At 59.5% G+C, this 18,745-nt stretch carries 19 protein-coding genes and 2 riboswitches; of the genes, 15 read left to right on the top strand and 4 right to left on the bottom strand.

The window, feature by feature from the left end; translation table 11 throughout:
• Nucleotides 1–111: 111 nt before the first annotated feature.
• From WNZ14_RS02355 to thiB, 3 genes are all read right to left on the bottom strand, one after another.
• Nucleotides 112–837 carry an ATP-binding cassette domain-containing protein gene (locus WNZ14_RS02355; protein WP_342867001.1) on the bottom strand — a complete coding sequence of 242 codons (726 nt, stop codon included), beginning with the start codon at nt 835–837 and terminating at the stop codon, nt 112–114.
• Nucleotides 834–2,402, bottom strand: a complete 1,569-nt coding sequence (locus WNZ14_RS02350; protein ID WP_342867000.1) for a thiamine/thiamine pyrophosphate ABC transporter permease ThiP — start codon at nt 2,400–2,402, stop codon at nt 834–836. Before WNZ14_RS02350 ends, WNZ14_RS02355 begins: the two co-directional genes overlap by 4 nt.
• A 64-nt stretch (nt 2,403–2,466) precedes the next feature.
• Nucleotides 2,467–3,477, bottom strand: coding sequence for a thiamine ABC transporter substrate binding subunit (gene thiB, locus WNZ14_RS02345; protein ID WP_342866999.1), 1,011 nt, complete (start codon nt 3,475–3,477; stop codon nt 2,467–2,469).
• Between the two features lie 39 nt (nt 3,478–3,516).
• A riboswitch (TPP riboswitch) is annotated at nt 3,517–3,625 on the bottom strand.
• Nucleotides 3,626–3,688: 63 nt separating this feature from the next.
• Between thiB and WNZ14_RS02340 the strand changes: the two genes are divergently transcribed.
• Both WNZ14_RS02340 and WNZ14_RS02335 read left to right on the top strand, forming a co-directional pair.
• The gene (locus WNZ14_RS02340; RefSeq protein WP_342866998.1) at nt 3,689–4,342 is read left to right on the top strand and encodes a thiamine diphosphokinase; all 654 of its coding nucleotides are present in this window, start codon (nt 3,689–3,691) and stop codon (nt 4,340–4,342) included.
• Nucleotides 4,343–4,344: 2 nt separating this feature from the next.
• Nucleotides 4,345–6,177 (top strand): ABC-F family ATP-binding cassette domain-containing protein, encoded by a 1,833-nt coding sequence (locus tag WNZ14_RS02335; protein WP_342866997.1) that lies wholly within the window; start codon nt 4,345–4,347, stop codon nt 6,175–6,177.
• Nucleotides 6,178–6,244: 67 nt separating this feature from the next.
• Here the strand turns inward: WNZ14_RS02335 and WNZ14_RS02330 are convergent, their stop codons facing one another.
• On the bottom strand, nt 6,245–6,619 hold the full coding sequence (locus WNZ14_RS02330) for a hypothetical protein (RefSeq protein ID WP_342866996.1): 375 nt from the start codon (nt 6,617–6,619) through the stop codon (nt 6,245–6,247).
• Between the two features lie 177 nt (nt 6,620–6,796).
• On the opposite strand from WNZ14_RS02330, the gene WNZ14_RS02325 reads away from it, so the two are divergent.
• From WNZ14_RS02325 to WNZ14_RS02265, 13 genes are all read left to right on the top strand, one after another.
• Nucleotides 6,797–7,639 carry a MoxR family ATPase gene (locus WNZ14_RS02325; RefSeq protein WP_342866995.1) on the top strand — a complete coding sequence of 281 codons (843 nt, stop codon included), beginning with the start codon at nt 6,797–6,799 and terminating at the stop codon, nt 7,637–7,639.
• A gap of 76 nt (nt 7,640–7,715) precedes the next feature.
• Nucleotides 7,716–8,918, top strand: a complete 1,203-nt coding sequence (locus tag WNZ14_RS02320) for a GGDEF domain-containing protein (RefSeq protein ID WP_342866994.1) — start codon at nt 7,716–7,718, stop codon at nt 8,916–8,918.
• A gap of 81 nt (nt 8,919–8,999) precedes the next feature.
• Nucleotides 9,000–9,077, top strand: a riboswitch (SAM riboswitch).
• A 57-nt stretch (nt 9,078–9,134) separates the two neighbouring features.
• Nucleotides 9,135–10,082: a homoserine O-succinyltransferase gene (gene metA, locus WNZ14_RS02315; protein ID WP_342866993.1), complete on the top strand. Its 948-nt coding sequence runs from the start codon at nt 9,135–9,137 to the stop codon at nt 10,080–10,082.
• Complete coding sequence (locus WNZ14_RS02310) at nt 10,079–10,543, top strand: GNAT family N-acetyltransferase (RefSeq protein WP_342866992.1); 465 nt, start codon at nt 10,079–10,081, stop codon at nt 10,541–10,543. Before metA ends, WNZ14_RS02310 begins: the two co-directional genes overlap by 4 nt.
• A gap of 146 nt (nt 10,544–10,689) precedes the next feature.
• The gene (locus WNZ14_RS02305) at nt 10,690–10,911 is read left to right on the top strand and encodes a hypothetical protein (protein WP_342866991.1); all 222 of its coding nucleotides are present in this window, start codon (nt 10,690–10,692) and stop codon (nt 10,909–10,911) included.
• Nucleotides 10,878–11,192, top strand: coding sequence for a hypothetical protein (locus tag WNZ14_RS02300; RefSeq protein WP_342866990.1), 315 nt, complete (start codon nt 10,878–10,880; stop codon nt 11,190–11,192). The genes WNZ14_RS02305 and WNZ14_RS02300 overlap by 34 nt, the downstream gene beginning before the upstream one ends.
• A 41-nt stretch (nt 11,193–11,233) precedes the next feature.
• Nucleotides 11,234–12,418 (top strand): VWA domain-containing protein, encoded by a 1,185-nt coding sequence (locus WNZ14_RS02295; protein WP_342866989.1) that lies wholly within the window; start codon nt 11,234–11,236, stop codon nt 12,416–12,418.
• Nucleotides 12,419–12,497: 79 nt separating this feature from the next.
• Nucleotides 12,498–13,508 carry an aldose epimerase family protein gene (locus WNZ14_RS02290; protein WP_342866988.1) on the top strand — a complete coding sequence of 337 codons (1,011 nt, stop codon included), beginning with the start codon at nt 12,498–12,500 and terminating at the stop codon, nt 13,506–13,508.
• 122 nt (nt 13,509–13,630) lie between these two features.
• A complete protein-coding gene (locus WNZ14_RS02285) occupies nt 13,631–14,218 on the top strand; it encodes a TRAP transporter small permease subunit (RefSeq protein ID WP_342866987.1) in 588 nt (195 codons plus the stop codon).
• Nucleotides 14,219–14,221: 3 nt separating this feature from the next.
• Nucleotides 14,222–15,511, top strand: a complete 1,290-nt coding sequence (locus tag WNZ14_RS02280; RefSeq protein WP_342866986.1) for a TRAP transporter large permease — start codon at nt 14,222–14,224, stop codon at nt 15,509–15,511.
• Between the two features lie 121 nt (nt 15,512–15,632).
• Nucleotides 15,633–16,712 carry a TRAP transporter substrate-binding protein DctP gene (gene dctP, locus WNZ14_RS02275; RefSeq protein WP_342866985.1) on the top strand — a complete coding sequence of 360 codons (1,080 nt, stop codon included), beginning with the start codon at nt 15,633–15,635 and terminating at the stop codon, nt 16,710–16,712.
• A gap of 93 nt (nt 16,713–16,805) precedes the next feature.
• Entirely contained in the window at nt 16,806–17,711 is a 906-nt protein-coding gene (locus tag WNZ14_RS02270; protein WP_342866984.1) for a PfkB family carbohydrate kinase, read from the top strand.
• Nucleotides 17,702–18,736 (top strand): tagatose 1,6-diphosphate aldolase, encoded by a 1,035-nt coding sequence (locus WNZ14_RS02265; RefSeq protein ID WP_342866983.1) that lies wholly within the window; start codon nt 17,702–17,704, stop codon nt 18,734–18,736. The genes WNZ14_RS02270 and WNZ14_RS02265 overlap by 10 nt, the downstream gene beginning before the upstream one ends.
• The last annotated feature ends 9 nt before the right edge of the window (nt 18,737–18,745 follow it).

Genomic DNA, 18,745 nt, shown 5'->3' with positions numbered 1-18,745 from the left:
CCGGGACGGAAGCTTGAAATTTTCACAAGCCAGGACATTTGGCTCTGGGTCTATCCCAATTTGCGCCGGTTCTCCAGTGGCAAACGCTGACGTCGAAATTGTGGCGAAGCCTCAGTTTTTCGCTGCCTTGCCAAGGTAAGCTTCCAGATCGGGCAGATCGTGGCGTTCGAAAAATCCCGACGCAGGCGCGTCAGCGCCGATTCGGCCCTTGCTAATGAACAGGATCTGATCGGCTGCGGCTCGAGCCTCATCAGGGTCATGTGTGACCATCAGCACGGTTGCGCCGACTTCAGCGCGGATCTCCAGCATCAGTCCAAGCATGTCTGCGGCAAGGCCGGGACCAAGGCCATCGAACGGCTCATCGAGCAACAGCAGAGGACGGCGGCGGGCGAAGGCACGGGCGAGCGCAACGCGCTGCCGCTCGCCGCCCGACAGGCTCCCCGGCATCCGCTTGCCGAACCCGGCAAGGCCCACCCGTTCGAGCGCCATCTCGACCTGAGCCCAAGCGCTCTTATCCAGCCGCAGCGAAGGCTTTAGACCAAGACCGATATTGGTGCGTATATCGAGGTGGGCAAACAGGTTGTTGTCCTGAAACACCATCGAGATGCCGCGTTCGGATGGCGCAAGATCGGTGACGTCGCGGCCGTCAAGCCGGATAGGACCGGAAGCCGGCATCAAAAAGCCGGCGGCAAGATTGAGCAGGGTCGACTTGCCGGCGCCGGAAGGTCCGAGAATGGCGGTCACGGTTCCGGGCTCTCGCCGGAATGAGAATTCCGCGCTGAGATCGCCAATGCCATAGGTGACACCATCAAACACAATTGCGGGCTCTTGTGTCATTTCTGCCCGTATCCGTTCCGGTTGCCCAGCCTGTCGGCCATGATCATCAACCCCATGGTCATGCCTCCCAGAAGCAGTGCCAGTCCAGCGGCATCGCTGGTGCGGTAGCTTCCCAGTTTCTGGTACAAAAGCCAGGGCAGGGTGACGATGCGGTCACTGCCAAACAGTGCGATGGCGCCAAGATCACCGAGTGACAGGGCTACCGCGAAGACAAATCCTGTCGCCAGCGGCGGCAGCATGGCTGGAATATCGATCTGCCAAAGACGGTTGATACCAGTCACCCCGAGCAAAACAGCCTGCCGTCCATTGCGCTCCATGGTGCTCAGATGAGCCGGTTCGATCACTCGCATGACGAAGGGCAACGCCATCAGTGCATTGACCAGAACGATGACTGCCAAAGGCGCCAGCAACTGGCCTGTACCGCCGCCCAGCATCAGGAACCAGCCAGCGCCGAGGACGACCGGCGGCACCAGAAGCGTGAGCGAACCTGCGGCGCTCGACAGGCTGGCCAACAGGCTGAGCGTTGGCGAACCCGGTTTGGCCTCAGCTGAATAGCGGGCCCGCACCAACAGACTTGCGAGCATGACGGAAAGCGTCGCGGCGGCAACACCAATCAGCAGGCTGGTCGCTGCTGCCCGCCAGAACAGCGTGTCGCCGAGCAACCGGGACAAGTCGGCGCTCAATCCGGAGACGATCACCGCAACCATGGGGCCGCCTACAAAGAGCCCGCCGAGGCCGATCAGGGCTGCGTCGGGGAGCGCGTGCAATCCGCCGCGGACATCGGGACGGCTTGTGGCGCCGCCCTTGGTGTCGCCAGCTTCGGTGGGGACTGACATCAGCTTGAGCGCGAGCATCACCACCAGGGTCATGCCGACCTGTATAAGGGACAGAAGCACCGCTCGGCCGGGATTGAAATCAAAACGCAGCGCCTGATAGATCGCGACTTCCAGCGTAGTCGCGGCCGGGCCTCCACCCAGTACCAGCACCAGCGTGAAGGATGTCGCGCAGAGCATGAAGACAAGTCCTGCGGCGCCGGCGGCGGACCTTCGCATGGCCGGCCACTCGATCAGGCGGAACAGGGAGATGCCGCTCATGCCGAGATTGGCGGCGGTCTTCCAGTATTCGGGCGGCAGGCGCTCAAGTCCCGGCAGGATCAGCCGAACGGCAAGCGGCAGGTTGAAGAAGACGTGCGCGATCAGAATGCCGCTCAGGCCATAGATGGAAAACGGCGTTTCGACGCCGAGCAGGCCAAGCCCCTTGTTGGCGACGCCATTGCGGCCCCAGATCTCGATCAGGCCAAGGGCTGCGACCAGCGGCGGCAATCCGAGCGGAACTGCAAAAAGGCTGATCAGCCAGCGCCGCCCCGCAAAGGCAGGGCGACGGGCAAGAGCGCGAGCCAGCGGCACCGCGAAGAGCAGACTGAGAAGGGTCGAGAGCCCAGCCTGCAGCAGGGTGAACCGGGTGATCCGCAACAGGTAGTTGCCCTGTGCAGAAGACACCCCGGCTTCGCCTCCATGGGAGACGAGAACCGCGATCGGCGTCGCCAGAGCCAGGCCGACGCACATGAGCGCAGCAAGTCCTGCCGCTCGTGATGTGCGATGTTCGGCCCGGGTCAGCATGGCGGTAGGATCAGCGGCTCATGGCGCCGAGCCATTCCTCGATCCAGGCGGCGCGGTTCTGTGCGACTTCCTCGGGCGAGTAAAGGAATGTCTTTTCCGGCGAGACCAGCCTGGCGAAGGCCTCGGGAAGTTCCATGGTGACGGCTGCCGCCGGCATCATCCAGTTGTTGGTTGGGATCTCGTTCTGAAAGCCCGGGGTCGTCATGAAGCTCAGGAACTGCCGCGCCAGATCCTTATCGGGCGCGTTGGCAAGCAGGCCGGCAACTTCGATCTGCAGATAATGGCCTTCCGCGAATTCCGCTGCCTGATAGCGGTTCGTCTCCTCGGCGACCATGTGGTAGGCGGGCGAGGTCGTGTAGGACAGGACCATTGGTGCTTCGCCCGAGGTGAACAGCCCGTAGGCTTCCGACCATCCCGGCGTCACGGTCAAAACGCGCTTCGAGAGTTTTTCCCAGGCGGCGGCGGCATCGTCGCCATAGACCGACTTCACCCAAAGCAGCAGCCCCAGCCCCGGCGTCGACGTGCGGGGATCCTGGATGACGATCTTCTGGCCCGGATCGCCCTCGACCAGTTCCTTCAGGCTCGCAGGCGGACTGGAAATTGTCTCTGTATCATAAATTACGGCGAAATGGCCGTAATCATACGGAATGAAGACGTCATCGATGTAGCCGCCGGGCACCTTGACCGCCGATGTGTCGAGACCATGGGCCTCGAACAGGCCGGTGGCTTTAGCTTCGGCAACCAGATTGGTGTCCAGTCCGAGCACAACGCCGGCTTCCGCCTTTTCGCCCTCAAGCTTGAGGCGATTGAGGAGCGCCACGCCATCGGCGACGCCGACCCACTTCAGATCGCAGCTGCATTGGGCTTCAAAGGCGGCTTCAACCTTGGGGCCAGGGCCCCATTCGGCGATGAAGCTCTCATAGGTGTAGACGGTCAGCGTCTTGTCGGCGCCAACTGCAGGACTTGCAATAAGGGGAAAAAGGGCTGTCAGGACAGCGGGTAAAAATCGAGATCTGCGCATTGTTCGCGCCTCCTTGGTTCAGAAAAAACAGGAATAGGCGCGATTTGCACGTCTAATCCCTCCGCCGGTACAAACCGGATCAGGTTCTTCGGGTTGACCATCTGGTCTCTCAGCATGACGCGAACGCCAGGCACCCCGTTAGAGCGAGACAAGACATAGAATTTCTTCCAGACGCTGGCAAGTGCGCGCAAAGCTGCTATTGGCTTGCGCCATGACATCTCATTCAACATTTGCAATCCTGCTTGGCGGGGCGCTCGAGATTGACGACCGTGTTCTGGCGCTGACCGAGGGCGTGCGGTCAATCGCTGCCGATGGCGGCATGGCGCATGCGCAAGCTCTCGGCATCTTGCCTGAAGTCTGGGTCGGGGATTTCGATTCGACACCGGCTGGTCTGTCCGAATTTCATGCCGCCACTCCGCGGATGCCGTTTCCAGCGGAAAAGAATTTCACCGATGGTGAACTGGCCATCGAACAGGCGATCGAGCGCGGTGCAACCCGGCTGGTGCTCATTGGAGCCTTTGGCGGTCCGCGGACCGATCATGCTCTGTCGCATCTGTTGCAGGCGGTCACTCTCGCGGAACGGGGGCTTGATGTGGTGCTGACCTCCGGCGTCGAAGAGGCCGTCCCGCTGCTGCCCGGGTCACGCGATCTCGATCTTCCTGCCGGATCGCTGTTTTCGGTGATTGCGTTCACCGCGCTGGCCGGGCTCAGCCTGTCGGGCGCAAAGTATCCGCTCGATGAAGCGGATATTGCATTTGGCGCGTCACGCACCATCTCGAATGTGGCTGAGGGTCGTCTGACCGCCAGCCTTGTTTCCGGGCGCGCCCTCATCATCGCCCGTCCTCATGATTTTTCAGGAGCCTGAACATGGCGCCTCCCATTCTGAAACTTGACGCTATCAGCCTTTCCTTTGGTGGCGCTCCGCTGCTTGACGGTGCCGAGCTGCAGGTCGAACCGGGCGACCGGATCTGCCTTGTCGGCCGCAACGGCTCGGGCAAATCAACATTGCTGAAGATTGCCACGAGGCAGGTCGAGCCGCAGTCGGGCGAGATTTTCCGACATCCGTCCTCGACCATTCGTTATCTGCCACAGGCGCCGGATTTCGAAGGGTTTTCGACAGTCCAGGCCTATGCAGAAGCAGGTCTTGGCCCCAATGACGATGTGCACCGGGTCAATTACCTGCTGGAGCATCTTGGTCTTGACGGCGAAGCCGATCCTCAGACGCTTTCGGGCGGCGAAGCCCGCCGCGCTGCGCTGGCGCGTGTGATGGCGCCGGAGCCTGATATTCTGCTGCTGGACGAGCCGACCAACCATCTCGACTTGCCAACCATCGAATGGCTGGAAGAGGAGTTGATCCGCAGCCGTGGCGCGCTTCTGGTGATCTCGCATGACCGTCGGTTTCTCGAGCGTGTCAGTCGGGCCACCATCTGGCTCGATCGGGGGCGCTCACGCAGGCTGGACCGCGGCTTTGCCCATTTTGAAGCCTGGCGCGATACCGTGCTGGAGGCAGAAGAGCTTGAGCAGCACAAGCTTGGACGGCAGATCGAACGCGAGGAACACTGGCTCCGCTACGGTGTCACGGCGCGTCGCAAGCGTAACATGCGGCGATTGTCCGATCTCCATACAATGCGGGCCGAGCATCGCGGCCACAAGGGTCCGCAGGGGCGGATCAATGCGCAGGTTGCCGAGAGTCGTGATTCGGGCAAGCTGGTGATCGAAGCGGAAGATATTTCAAAGAGCTATGACGGTGCGCCGGCAGTGGTTCGTGATTTCTCGATCCGGATCAATCGTGGCGACTGCATCGGTATTGTCGGGCCAAATGGTGCGGGCAAGACCACCCTGTTGAAGATGCTGATCGGGGAACTCGAGACTGACACCGGTTTCGTCCGGCACGGATCGAAGCTCGACATCGCGGTTCTGGACCAGCGTCGCGATGTGCTTAATCCAGAGGAGACGCTCGCGCATTATCTGACCGACGGGCGTGGCGACAGCCTGATCGTCAATGGCGAAGCCAAGCATGTTACCGGCTACATGAAGGATTTCCTGTTCCAGCCGGAACAGGCGCGGACCCCGATCCGCAACCTGTCCGGCGGCGAGAAAGCCAGGCTGGTGCTGGCGCGCATCCTGTCGCGGCCGTCAAACCTGCTGATCCTTGATGAGCCGACCAACGATCTCGACATGGAAACGCTGGATCTGCTGCAGGAGGTCGTCGCGTCCTATCCGGGCACGGTTATCCTGATCAGCCATGACCGTGACTTTCTCGACCGCACGGTCACGTCGACCCTGGCGCCGGCAAACCCTGCAGAACCTGACGGGCGATGGATCGCCTATGCCGGCGGCTATTCAGATATGCTGACGCAGCGCGGTGTCGAGGCGCGGGAGAAAAAGGCCCGGTCCGCTCAGGAAGCAGCCAACACCACTTCCGCGCCGAAGCCGCAGACGGCCAGCCGCGACGCCGCGCGCAAACTTTCCTACAAGCAGAAATTCACGCTCGAATCGCTGCCGGTGAAGATCAAGGAAGCTCAAGCCAAGCTCGCCAAGATCGAAGCGGAAATGGCTGACCCCAAGCTGTTTGCCAAGGACCCCGACGGTTTTGCCGCCCGCGCCAAGTCCCATGATGCGCTCAAGGGCGAGATCGAGGCGATGGAAGGTGAATGGATGGAGCTCGAGATATTGCGCGAGGAAATCGAGGGCAGCTGAAGCGCGTCACGTTCAAGGGGATAGACTTGAGCGCAACGCGGTTGTTCTCGTTCAAATCACTGAAGCTTCAGGCCACTTTGGTGACTGAATTGATGACGAATGTGTGCAGTTCATCCTCGCTGTGATCGCGCACCGAGATGTACTCGCCGGTCTTGAAAATATGGTTCGAGAGCCGGTAGCCGGTTTCATCATCATCGTCGTCAGCAGGGTCATAGTCGAAGGCCCAACCGCCTTTTGGGTGGTGGACGAGATAGCCCAGTTCCGAGCGCTCGCCATCCCAGAAACGCACAACAGTCGAGGCAGATGGTGCTTTCTCCCAGGCTTCCTTGTCGAGATGACCGTCCTGATCCAGCGGCGCGTGAATGTCATAACCGCGATGGAGATTGCCTTCGGGGAATTCCTTGTTGCGGGCCATGACCAGATGGATGTGGTAAAGCGTCATGTCATTCTCCAGTATATGGGATAAGCGAGTTCAGGTTCAGTCTATCCCGGCCCTTAGTTCCTCGCCTTGATCTGGCGCAATGCGTTGTTGTTGCCAGCGGGTTGCGTCACCGGCCCGAGTATGGTGTTGAAGACGGTATGGAACCAAGCGGCCGGATTTGCGGCGTATGGAGGAAGTATGCAGTTTGAAGGCACATCCGCCTATGTGGCGGAAAAGGATCTCACCGTTGCGGTCAATGCCGCGATCCGGCTGGAGCGGCCGCTCCTGGTCAAGGGTGAACCCGGTACAGGCAAGACCGAACTTGCTGTCCAGATTGCCAGCGCGCTTGGACTGGACCTGATCGAATGGTCGGTAAAATCCACCACAAAGGCGCAACAGGGTCTCTATGAGTATGATGCCGTCAGCCGACTGCGCGACAGCCAGCTTGGCGATGAGCGTGTCAATGACGTGGCCAATTACATTCGTCGCGGCAAGCTGTGGGAAGCCTTTGCAGCTGACAAGAAAACCGTGCTGCTGATTGACGAGATCGACAAGGCGGACATCGAGTTTCCGAATGATCTGCTGCAGGAACTCGATCGGATGGAGTTCTATGTCTACGAGACAGGTGAAACCATTCGCGCCCGGCAGCGGCCGATTGTCATCATCACATCGAACAATGAGAAGGAGCTGCCAGACGCGTTCCTGCGTCGTTGCTTCTTTCACTATATCCGCTTTCCCGACATGGAAACGTTGCAGCGCATTGTCGATGTGCACTACCCGGGCATCAAGCAGGCGCTGGTTCGCGAGGCCCTGACCCAGTTTTACGAGATCCGCGAGACGGCGGGCCTGAAAAAGAAGCCTTCCACCTCCGAAGCTCTCGACTGGATCAGGCTTCTGGTTGCCGATGATGTGGCGCCGGAAACCCTGCGCGGGGACGCCAAGAACGCGCTTCCCAAGCTGCACGGAGCGCTTTTGAAGAACGAGCAGGATGTGCATCTGTTCGAGCGGCTGGCATTTTTGGCGCGGCAGCGAGGCAATTAGTTTTGGCTGGTAATTAATTGGCTAGGTTTGGCTGATAGCGTGTTCTGGTTCGGACAAGCGCGAAAGGCCACTCCAGTTGCTGAATGCCAACCTGACATATGAATTGCTCGGGCCTGTCATATTTGTGGCAGCCGGCTGTGCATTCCTGTTGTTGTATCTGACCGACCGCAAGCAGATGCCAGCCCTTATACTTTCAGGTGCGTACTTTTTCTCGCTCATCGGATTCGTCGCGGTTATGGTGGTCGATACCGACCTTCAGCCGACTTACCAAGCGAGCATCCTGATTTCGGTGCTCGTCGGCCATTTCCTGATGATCTGGGGTGTGGCTTCGCTTTTCGGGAAGCAAGTTCCTCAATATACAGTCGGGTTTGTGGTTTTCCTCGTCGCAAGCGTACTGGTCTATGCAAATGTGACGGGATCGGTTTTCTGGCTGCGGTTGGCCGCCATCAGCGGGTTCACGGTTTCGGTGGATCTTATCTGCTGTCTGCTGGTCTGGCGGGCAAGAAGCCACCGCGTCGACACGGTGGTGGCAGTGGTGTTCTTCGCGCAGGCCCTGGTCACGTTCAACCGGATTGTCCGGATCTTTTTTGCAGATTTCGATCTTTCGACGCACAGCGCCTTCAAAAGTTCCCTTCTTGCGCCGTCGATGCAGACCGAGAACGCAATCTTTGCGATTATCATCGGCCTCGCGCTTTTTTCGCGCTATTCTGTGACCCTGGTGATGCAGCTCAAGCGTCTTGCGGAAACCGACCCGCTGACGGGTCTTCTCAACCGCCGAGCATTCGAAACCAAGGTGCAGGCGCTGCGGGTAGCTTCGGCGCCTTTACCGACTGGTCTGATCATCTGCGATATCGACCACTTCAAGCGTGTCAATGACAGCCATGGGCATGAGGTGGGAGATCGGGCACTGAAGGCATTTGCCGAGCTGCTGGAGCAGGAGACACCGGATACTGCAATTTGCACACGTCTTGGCGGCGAGGAATTCTGCATTGTGCTTGCAGGTGTCAATGATGAAGCAATCAGGCTTCAGGCTGCACATCTTCGAGGGTCGGTTGAACGGTTACAGATTGAAATCAGGGGGGGAAGCCTGCAGCTGACCGCGAGTTTCGGTTACTGCAAGCTTGAGCCCGGCGACGACCTGAGAACTGCGATGGTCAGTGCCGATGCGGCCGTATATCAGGCGAAGAACGATGGCCGTAACCTGGTTCGGGAGGCTGCGGCCGTATCAGCCGAGCCCGGCGACATTGTTAGGCCTGACCAAGTCTCTATCGCTGTCTGACCTCTTCGTTGCGCCATTCAGTGGAATGCGGGCTCAGTGCTCGCGAGTGCCCAAGATTGACCTTGTGCCCGCGCGGATCTAGATTGCTCTCGTGGTGATTTGGCCGGCCGGCTTGCAGCCACGTTAAACAACTCGCTAAATGGCCGACTGGGCGCGTTCCCACCGGACCGGTAGCGTTGTATTCGCAGCCGGTTTTTTGTTGGAGCTGAGAGCGTCATGCCGATCCGTATTCCCGATGGTCTTCCTGCCCGCGACGCCCTTGTGCGCGAGGGCGTGCAAATCATGGATGAATCCATTGCCGTACGGCAGGACATTCGCCCGCTGCACATCGGGCTTTTGAACCTGATGCCCAACAAGATTGCCACTGAAACACAGATTGCGCGGCTGATCGGCGCTTCGCCGCTTCAGGTGGAATTGACGCTGGTGCGTATCGGATCGCATGTCGCCAAGAACACGTCCGAAGAACATCTGATCAATTTTTACCACACCTGGGACGAGGTGAAGCACCGCAAGTTTGACGGCTTCATTATCACCGGTGCGCCGATCGAGACGCTGCCGTTCGAGGACGTGACCTACTGGCAGGAGATGGAGCAGATCCTCGACTGGACAACCACGCATGTGCATTCCAGTTTCTTTGTCTGCTGGGGTGCAATGGCTGCAGCATGGCACTTCCACAAGGTGCCCAAGCGGGCGCTTGAGGAGAAGGCTTTCGGTGTCTACCGGCACCGCAATCTCAATCCAGCATCGCCCTACCTGATGGGTTTCTCGGACGATTTTCAGGTGTCGGTTTCCCGCTGGACGGAGGTCCGGCGCGAAGATCTGACGTCTGATTTCGACGTGCTGATGGAAAGCGAGCAGACCGGGCTGTGCCTGCTGCATGAGGCTTTCGCCAACCGGCTCTATATTTTCAATCACATCGAGTATGATTCCGGAACGCTTGCGGAAGAGTATTTCCGCGACGTGAAGTCGGGAACGCGCATCAAGCCGCCGGCGAACTATTTTCCGAATGACAACCCGGACATCAAGCCTCAGAATCGTTGGCGTAGCCACGCCTTCCTGTTGTTTGGCAACTGGATCAATCAGGTCTATCAGACCACCCCGTTCGACATGGAAGATATTGGCGAGGATCGGTTGCCGGACGAAGCCAAGGGAGTGAGTGAATGACCGGGAAAGTTGAAATCCGGCCGATCAAGGCCAGCGACGAAGCCGAATGGCGCCGGTTGTGGACGCTCTATCTCGAGTTCTATGAATCGACTGTACCGGAGGAGGTCTACCGGACAACGCTGTCGCGGATACTTGGTGAGCATGTGGCTGGTGAGGCCTCGTTCTATGAGCCGCGCGGAATGCTGGCGCTTGTGGACGGCAAGCCTGCCGGTCTGGTGCATTATTTCTATCACCGGCATGGCTGGAAGATTGAGCCGGTGTGCTATCTGCAGGACCTCTATGCAGCGCCGGACGTTCGGGGCAAAGGCATTGGCCGCGCGCTTATCGAGGCGGTCTATGCGCGGGCGGATTCGGATGGCTGCCCGAGCGTCTACTGGATGACGCAGGAGTTCAACGCGACTGCCCGCAAACTCTATGACCGCATTGCCACCCTGACACCGTTTGTCAAATACAGCCGCTAGCCTTGAAGGCGTCTCTGCCGGTCTGGCTTGAGCGGGCTTTGGCGGATCCTTGTGTGAGCCGCGCCGATGATTTTTTGGTTTACTGCCGATACCTGTGAGAGAATTGCAGTTGTTATGGTGCAGTCCTTCTGTTGGGGAGCGCGGACATGGCCGTGCGTGAAGACCGGACATTCGAGAAAATCATCGGGGCCGCCGCAGGCCTTGTGATCGTGCTTCTGGCAGTGGGATGGGCAACGCGGGACGACCCTGCGGAAAAACCCTTTCTCGGCATTGTCGGTGGCGGGTTTGTCTATAACTACCGCGAAGCCATTGTGTATACGGGTTTGTTGCCAACGTGCTCAAACCGCTGCCCGTCGGGACATGGCTGATTGCCGATTTTGAAGATCCGGGGGGCGGGCCGCCGCTCACTGTCGAAACCAGACTGCATGCGCGGAGCGTTCGCTATGGAGTCCACTCCCCCAGTGTGCGCGGGGTGAAGGCGGGCACGCCTTATCATGTCACGCTCCGGCTTTATGATTACAGCCGGACGAGACTGATCTGGGTCGGAGAGAAGGACTTCGTCAGCCAGATCGACGATACCGTGGTTCCGGACAAGCCGCTGACCATCGGTCCGGGCTATTTTCCCAATCCGGAACTCAAAGAGAGCTAAACCGGTTGGCAACCGATCCGCATTGCGGCTATTGTCGCGGCATGTTTCTGCCATTTTTTCTAGAGCTCAAAGCCGCCAAAGTGCCGGTCTCGCTGCGCGAATATCTCACCCTTATGCAAGGGCTTGAGGCCGGGCTGGCGCTTTATGACGTCGAGGGTTTCTACTATCTGGCGCGCGCAGCGCTGGTGAAGGACGAGCGTCACATCGACCGGTTCGACCAGGTGTTTTCGCATTATTTCCGAGGTGTCGAGGCGATCGGCGGCGAAAGTGGCGTGGATGCGCGAAACCTGCCTGAAGAGTGGCTCAGGCGGATGGCTGACAAGCATCTGAGCGAGGACGAGAAAAAGCTGATCGAGAGCCTTGGTGGCTTCGACAAGCTGATGGAAACCCTCAAGCAGAGGCTCGAAGAGCAGCAGAAGCGGCATCAGGGCGGATCGAAATGGATCGGTACTGCCGGCACCTCGCCCTTTGGCGCCTATGGCTACAATCCCGAGGGGGTGCGGATCGGGCAGAACGAAAGCCGTCACCGCCGCGCAGTCAAGGTCTGGGACAAGCGCGAGTTCAGAAACCTCGATGACAAGGTCGAGCTCGGCACGCGCAACATCAAGGTGGCGCTGCGGCGTTTGCGCCGCTGGGTGCGTGAGGGCGCTGCAGAGGAGTTCGACCTGCCCGGCACGATCCAGTCGACCGCGGAACATGGCTGGCTAGACGTCAAGACGCGGCCGGAGCGCCGTAATGCCGTGAAGCTCCTGATGTTCTTTGATGTGGGCGGCTCGATGGATGATCACATCAAGGTGGTCGAAGAGCTGTTCTCTGCGGCCCGCGCCGAGTTTCGTCATATGGAATATTTCTACTTCCACAATTGCGTCTATGAGGGCGTCTGGCGCGATAACAGCAGGCGGCGTCAGGAATTGCTGCCGACATCGGACGTATTGCGCACTTACGGCTCCGACTACCGGGTGATCTTCGTTGGCGATGCGGCCATGAGCCCCTATGAGATCGTCTCGACAGGCGGTTCCGTGGAGCACTGGAACGAAGAACCTGGTCAGGTCTGGCTGACGCGGCTACTCAACCATTTTCACAAGGTGGCCTGGCTCAATCCGACGCCTGAGGCCTATTGGCCGCATACCCATTCGACCTCGCTGATCCGGCAGCTGTTTGGCGACAGAATGTTTCCGATGACCCTCAGCGGGCTGGAATCGGCAACCCGTCAGCTGACGCGCTGACACGGTCTTGCACTACACTGAAAACCGGGCCATGCCTTTTTCGGGCATAACCAAAACCTGAATGAGGGGGAGACACGCGATGGCGATTGAAGCTTTTGGACAGACTGCAGACGGCCAGACTGTGCACCGGGTGACGATTGAAGGCGGTGGACTGACCGCGAAAATCATGACCTGGGGTGCGACCTTGCAGGATCTCAGGCTGGAAGGCCACGCAGCGCCGCTGACGCTCGGTTTTCCCGATTTCGAGAGCTATCCCGCCCATTCCCCCTATTTCGGGCAGACGCCGGGCCGGCATGCCAACCGGATTGCCGGCGGGCGGTTTGTTCTGGACGGGGTTACCTACCAACTGGATTGCAATGAAGCTGGCATCCATCATTTGCACGGCGGTAGCGCCGGGACTGCCAAACGGCTGTGGACACTCGACAGCCACGGAAGTGATCATGCCGTATTCTCGATTGTCGACCCGGATGGCCAGTCGGGTTATCCCGGCACGATGAAAATCGAAGCCCGCTACGAGCTTCGCGCGGGCGGCTGCATGGCCATCACCTACACGAGCGTCACGGACCGGCCGACGCTCGCCAATATTGCCCATCACAGCTACTTCACCCTCGATGACGCTGACGATATTCTCGATCATGAATTGATGATTGCAGCGGATCATTATCTGCCCGTCGATGCGGAGCAGATCCCGACTGGCGAAATCCGCCCTGTGGAAGGCACGGACTTCGATTTCCGCGAGATGCGGCCAATCCGCCGCACCGGTCCGGGCGGGCAAGTGGCCTATGACCACAATTTCTGCCTCTCGCGTGAACGCGAAGCGGTTCGCACCATAGCGCTTGCGCGATCGATGAGCTCGGGAATTGCCATGGAGTTGCGCTCGACCGAGCCGGGGCTGCAGTTTTACACCGGCTTCAAGATCAAGCCGACGGTTCCCGGTCTGGCCGGGAAACTCTATTCGGCCTCGTCAGGGTTCTGTCTTGAAACGCAAAGCTGGCCTGACAGTCCGAACCATCCCGGGTTTGCCGGGGCCGTGCTCAGGCCCGGCGAAAAGCTGGTCCAGCACACGGAACATGTGTTTATCAAGAGCTGAAGTCATAATGCGGCAAGTATCTCCGGTCTTGACAGACGCCCCGAAATAGAAGCCCATAGAGCAAGTCTTATATAAGACATGCAGATATGCTTTGGCTGCTGGCTCTTGGGAGGGGCGTGACCATGACGGTTATTCTGGCGGTGCTTTGGCCGCTGGCGGGCTTCAACACACTGTTGTTGCGCATGGGGCGCACCTTTGCCTGGGTGGCGATGGGACTGATGGTGCTCATCATCATCCTGCAGGTGGTCTTCCGCTACATACTCGGCAATGCGCTGGCCTGGCCCGACGAGGGTGCGCGCTTCCTGATGCTCTGGATGACGGCGGTGATCGCGCCGACCGCCTATCGCTGGGGCGGATTTGTCTCCATCGAGATGGTCAAGGACCTGCTGCCCGCGCGGCTTGGTGCGTTTCTGGGCCTGTTGCTGCTGGCGCTGTCGCTGACAGTGCTCGTCTACGGATTCCGGCTCGGGCTCAATCATGTCAGTTCCGGATGGCTGTTCAATTCGAGTTCACTGAAGCTGCCGCTGGAGTTCCTAGGGCTGGGGCTGGTCCGGATAAAGCTGGCTTGGATGTACATGTCGCTGCCTGTCGGCCTCATGATGATGATCCTGGTCAACACCGAACTGTGCCTCAAGGCGATCGCCCACCTCATCGATCCCGAGGCGGAGCTGCCTGAGGATCATGATCGCATGATCGTGGCTGTGGAGTAGGCGATGCTGTTCTTCTTCCTGCCGCTGTTTCTGGTTTTCCTGATGATCGGCCTGCCGGTGTTTTTCGGCATGCTCGCAGCCCCCGGCCTGCTGCTCTGGTTCAACGGCCAGGAGCGTGACATCGCGCTGCTTTATCGCAATGTCTACACCGGCATGGATTCGTTTCCGCTGATGGCGATCCCGTTCTTCATGCTAGCCGGGGAATTGATGAACCGCGGTGGCATCACCATGCGGATCGTCGAATTCAGCCAGGCGCTGATCGGCCATCTCAAGGGCGGCCTTGCCCACGTCAACATCCTGTCCTCGATGCTGTTTGCCGGTCTCTCCGGATCAGCCGTGGCCGACGTGTCCGCTCTCGGGTCGATGCTGATCCCGGCGATGGAGAAGAACGGCTATACACGAAAGTTTGCCGCTGCGGTGACGGCGGCCTCGTCGGTGATCGGGCCGATCATTCCGCCATCCGGGATCATGATCATCTACGCCTATGTGATGGGCGAATCCGTTGCGGCGCTGTTTCTGGCTGGCATCGTGCCCGGCGTTCTGGTCGGCGCAGGGCTCATGACTGTCGTCGCCTTCATGGCGAAGCGGCATGATTTCCCGGTTGCCTCGCGCAGGGCCACCTGGCCAGAGCGCGGGCAGGCGAGCCTGAAGGCATTCTTCCCGCTGCTGACCCCGGTAATCATTCTGGGCGGCATTTTGGGCGGCGTGTTCACACCGACCGAAGCCTCTGCGGTGGCTGCGGTTTATGCGTTCATCGTCTCGCTGTTCATCCTCAAGACAATGGGCTGGGCTGATCTTCCGCAAGTGCTGACGAAGGCTGCAATGACCACCTCGGTGGTGCTGCTCCTGGTTGGTGCCGCGATGGCGTTCAAGACGGTGGTCAGCCTGTCGCATACGCCGGAGATCCTCGCCAATTTCATTCTCGGCCTGTCCGACAACCCGTACATGCTTCTGTTCCTGATCAATGTGCTGCTGTTCATCGTCGGGATGTTTCTGGATGCGGGACCTGCGATCATCATCCTGGGACCGATTCTGGGGCCGATCTTTACCGACCTCGGCGTCCATCCGGTTCATTTCGCCATCATCATGAGCGTCAATCTGACCGTCGGACTGGCGACGCCACCTATGGGGCTTGTGCTGTTTGTCACGTCCAGCGTGTCAGGCGAACGGGTTGAAACCATCGCCAAGGCGATCCTGCCGTTCCTGTTGGTGGAAGTCGTGGTGATTTTCCTGATCACCTACATTCCGCAGATTTCACTTTTCGTGCCGCAATTGTTCGGATTTGCGCAATGAGGATCAGTTTCGGATTGGGACATCACATGCGATATGCCAGTGCTTGACAAGCGTCGGGTGCTCGTAAATTTTAGTCTTATATAAGACTAAACGGGAAGAAGACACAAAAGGGAGGATTCCAATGTTACTGAAACAGGCAATGAAAACATTCACCGCGGCCGCACTCGGCCTGTCGGTGCTGGCCGGCGGCGCGATCACCGCGGCGCAGGCTGCCGAGATCACGTTGCGCGCCACTGCCAACTCCAATGAAAACGACGAGGACTATGATGGTCTTGTCGTGTTCAAGGACTTTGTCGAGAAAGCCTCCAACGGTGCCATTGCCGTCGAGCTGTTCATCGGCACCCAGCTGTGCTCGACCGGGGCGGAATGCCTGCAGGGAATCGCTGACGGATCGATCGATATCTACATCTCCACATCGGGCGGCGCTTCGGGCATCTTCCCTTATGTGCAGGTGCTGGATCTGCCCTATCTCCTGCGGGACGACCGCATTGCCGAAGCGGTGCTGACCGAAGGCACGTTCACCCGCGCCATGCGGGAACAGATGCTGGCGGATTCCGGCGGCATGATCCGCCTTATGACGATCGGCAACACCGGTGGCTGGCGCAATTTCGCCAATACCGAGCGTGAAATACGCTCGCCAGCAGATATGAAGGGCCTCAAGATCCGGACCGTGGTTGCCGACCTGCCGCAGGAACTTGTGCGCGCCATGGGTGCCTCGCCAACGCCGATCCCCTGGCCTGAACTGTTCACGTCGTTCCAGACCGGTGTGGTCGAAGGCACCCAGAACGGCATCACCGACATCATGGGCATGAAGTTCCCTGATGCGGGCCTGAAGTATCTGACCCTTGATGGCCACTCCTACATGGGCGCGCTGTGGTACATGAACAATGACCGGTTCATGGGGCTGGACGAGGGCATGCGCCGTGTGGTGGTGGACGGCTTCGCAGCACTCCAGCAAGCGACCTTTGCCTCGCCGAAGCGCAAGTCCATCGAAGCCTACAAGGAGTTCGCCGCGGTTGGCGGGTCTGTCTATGTGCCAACCATGGAAGAGAAGGCCAAGTTCAAGGAAACCGCAGCCCCGGTGTTCGAATGGTTCAAGACCAACGTCCAGGGCGGCACGACCTTCTATGATCTCCTGGTAGCTGAAGCAGCGAAGGCCTCGGAGATGATCGATGGTGCCGCGATGAAGGATATGCAGTAAAGCCCAACCTCTTGTGGGCTGAATACCGAACCGCCCGGGGTCTCTCCGGGCGGAGCTTCGCTGGCTTGAAATGCGCCTGGGATAGAGATTGCAATGACAAAGATCGTGACCACAGGGGTCGCCGTGGTGGATTTCGTCTTCTTTCTGGACGAGATGCCGCGCCTGGCTGAAAAATATCGGGCGAAAGGCGCTGAGATCACCGGTGGTGGCGGTGCCGCGAACGCCGCTGCAGCGATTGCCCGGCTTGGCGGTCATGCGATGCTGGCGAGCCGGCTTGGATCGGATCAGGTGGCGGATATGATTGCCGCAGGACTTGAGGGCGATGGCGTCGACTGCGCCATGTTGCGCCGGTTTGAGGGAAGACGATCCTCGTTTTCGTCAGTGTTTATCGATCAGGGTGGTGAACGCCAGATTGTCAATTTTCGCGATCCGGAGTTGCCGATGGACGCCGATTGGCTGAAAGCGACCTTGCCTGATGATTTTGATGCGGCGCTGGCCGATACGAGATGGCCTGACGGTGCGGAAGTGCTGATGCGAACCGCCCGTGAGCGCGGTCTGCCCGGTGTGCTTGACGGCGAGGCGCCGATCCGGGAGGCGGAAGCGGCGCTCAATCTGGCAAGTCACATTGCTTTTTCGGCGCAGGGGCTGCGCGACTGGGCGGAGCATGATGATCTCGACAAGGCGCTCGCCGATGTTGCTGCCGTAACAGGAGCATTCGTTTGCGTCACCGATGGCGCCGCGGGTGTGGCCTGGCGGCACGGCGCGTTGTCCGGTTTTGAGCCTGCGTTCGTGATCACCCCGCTCGACACGCTGGGCGCTGGCGATGTCTGGCACGGCGCCTTCGCGCTCCGGCTCGGCGAGGGTGCGTCGCCGCCGGAGGCAATCCGCTTTGCCAGCGCTGTTGCGGCGGTCAAGTGCACCCGGACCAATGGCCGTGCCGGTTATCCGACACGCGCAGAAACCGAAACCTTCATGAAAGAGGCTCAGTCATGCAGCTAAGCGCAGGTAAACTGTGGGGCATGCGGCGCATGGCGGATGACGCCGGGTTGTTCAAGATGACGGCGGTGGATCAGCGGCCGCCGATCAAGGGGCCGATTGCCAAACATCACGGAGTTGTGGAAGCTCCATGGGAGGAGGTGGCCGATTTCAAGACGCTGCTGATCGAGACGCTGCAGGGGCAATCTTCGGCAATGCTGCTCGATCCGCACTATGCTATCCCGCGCGGTATCGGCAAACTCTCGCCGACCAAGGGGCTGATCGTGACGCTTGAGGATTCGGTTTTCGAGGAGACGCCGGATGGAAGGCTGTCGAGCGAGATTGATGACTGGTCGGTGGCCAAGATCAAGCGGATGGGTGGCGATGCTGTCAAGGTGCTGGCCTGGTACCGGCCAGATGCGCCCGAGCACAATCGTCAGAAGCAAAAGGATTTCACCAAGCGGATCGGCGAGGCCTGCGCGCGCCATGACATTCCGTTCCTGTTCGAGTTGCTGGTCTATCCGCTGGCGAGCGATGCCCACCAGACCAGCGATTACGTGGAGATGACAGGCAAGCGCACTGACCATGTGCTGCAATCGGTAGCGGACTTTGCCGCGCCTGAGTTCGGGATTGACGTTTTCAAGCTGGAGAGCCCGATTGCGGCCAAGGATGTGCCAGAGGGTGAAGACCCGGATGTGCAGGCGGCGTTCGACGAGATGGGGCGGCTCGCGGGACGCCCCTGGGTGATGCTGTCAGCTGGCGCCGGCAAGACAGAGTTCCGCAATATACTCACTCATGCTTATCGGGCAGGTGCGTCGGGCTATCTTGCCGGAAGGGCGATCTGGCTTGAGCCTTTCGGGCTCTATCCGGACTGGGACGGCATGCGCAAAGGTCTGGAAACAGGGTCGGTCGACTATATGCGTGAGCTCAATGCGCTCACAGACCAAGCTGCTACACCGTGGAGCCAGCATTCGGTGTTCGGACCCGATGGTGCGCAGTTTAGTCCTGCAGACCAGGGCTTCCGTCATACCTACAAGGATTTCGGGTGATGGAGCGTC

The organism is Hoeflea sp. AS60, assembly GCF_038900115.1.
Lineage (GTDB): Bacteria > Pseudomonadota > Alphaproteobacteria > Rhizobiales > Rhizobiaceae > Hoeflea.
Note: the sequence above shows the minus strand (reverse complement) of the source record. Positions and strands in the feature narration are given on the sequence as shown.

Coding starts and splice junctions, on each gene's coding strand:
- WNZ14_RS02290 (WP_342866988.1), top strand. CDS start 12,498: ATGGCGATTGAAGCTTTTGGACAGACTGCAGACGGCCAGACTGTGCAC.
- WNZ14_RS02350 (WP_342867000.1), bottom strand. CDS start 2,402: ATGTGCGTCGGCCTGGCTCTGGCGACGCCGATCGCGGTTCTCGTCTCC.
- WNZ14_RS02305 (WP_342866991.1), top strand. CDS start 10,690: ATGGCCGTGCGTGAAGACCGGACATTCGAGAAAATCATCGGGGCCGCC.
- WNZ14_RS02325 (WP_342866995.1), top strand. CDS start 6,797: ATGCAGTTTGAAGGCACATCCGCCTATGTGGCGGAAAAGGATCTCACC.
- WNZ14_RS02335 (WP_342866997.1), top strand. CDS start 4,345: ATGGCGCCTCCCATTCTGAAACTTGACGCTATCAGCCTTTCCTTTGGT.
- dctP (WP_342866985.1), top strand. CDS start 15,633: ATGTTACTGAAACAGGCAATGAAAACATTCACCGCGGCCGCACTCGGC.
- WNZ14_RS02285 (WP_342866987.1), top strand. CDS start 13,631: ATGACGGTTATTCTGGCGGTGCTTTGGCCGCTGGCGGGCTTCAACACA.
- WNZ14_RS02330 (WP_342866996.1), bottom strand. CDS start 6,619: ATGACGCTTTACCACATCCATCTGGTCATGGCCCGCAACAAGGAATTC.
- WNZ14_RS02355 (WP_342867001.1), bottom strand. CDS start 837: ATGACACAAGAGCCCGCAATTGTGTTTGATGGTGTCACCTATGGCATT.
- metA (WP_342866993.1), top strand. CDS start 9,135: ATGCCGATCCGTATTCCCGATGGTCTTCCTGCCCGCGACGCCCTTGTG.
- WNZ14_RS02310 (WP_342866992.1), top strand. CDS start 10,079: ATGACCGGGAAAGTTGAAATCCGGCCGATCAAGGCCAGCGACGAAGCC.
- WNZ14_RS02265 (WP_342866983.1), top strand. CDS start 17,702: ATGCAGCTAAGCGCAGGTAAACTGTGGGGCATGCGGCGCATGGCGGAT.
- WNZ14_RS02280 (WP_342866986.1), top strand. CDS start 14,222: ATGCTGTTCTTCTTCCTGCCGCTGTTTCTGGTTTTCCTGATGATCGGC.
- WNZ14_RS02340 (WP_342866998.1), top strand. CDS start 3,689: ATGACATCTCATTCAACATTTGCAATCCTGCTTGGCGGGGCGCTCGAG.
- WNZ14_RS02295 (WP_342866989.1), top strand. CDS start 11,234: ATGTTTCTGCCATTTTTTCTAGAGCTCAAAGCCGCCAAAGTGCCGGTC.
- WNZ14_RS02270 (WP_342866984.1), top strand. CDS start 16,806: ATGACAAAGATCGTGACCACAGGGGTCGCCGTGGTGGATTTCGTCTTC.
- thiB (WP_342866999.1), bottom strand. CDS start 3,477: ATGCGCAGATCTCGATTTTTACCCGCTGTCCTGACAGCCCTTTTTCCC.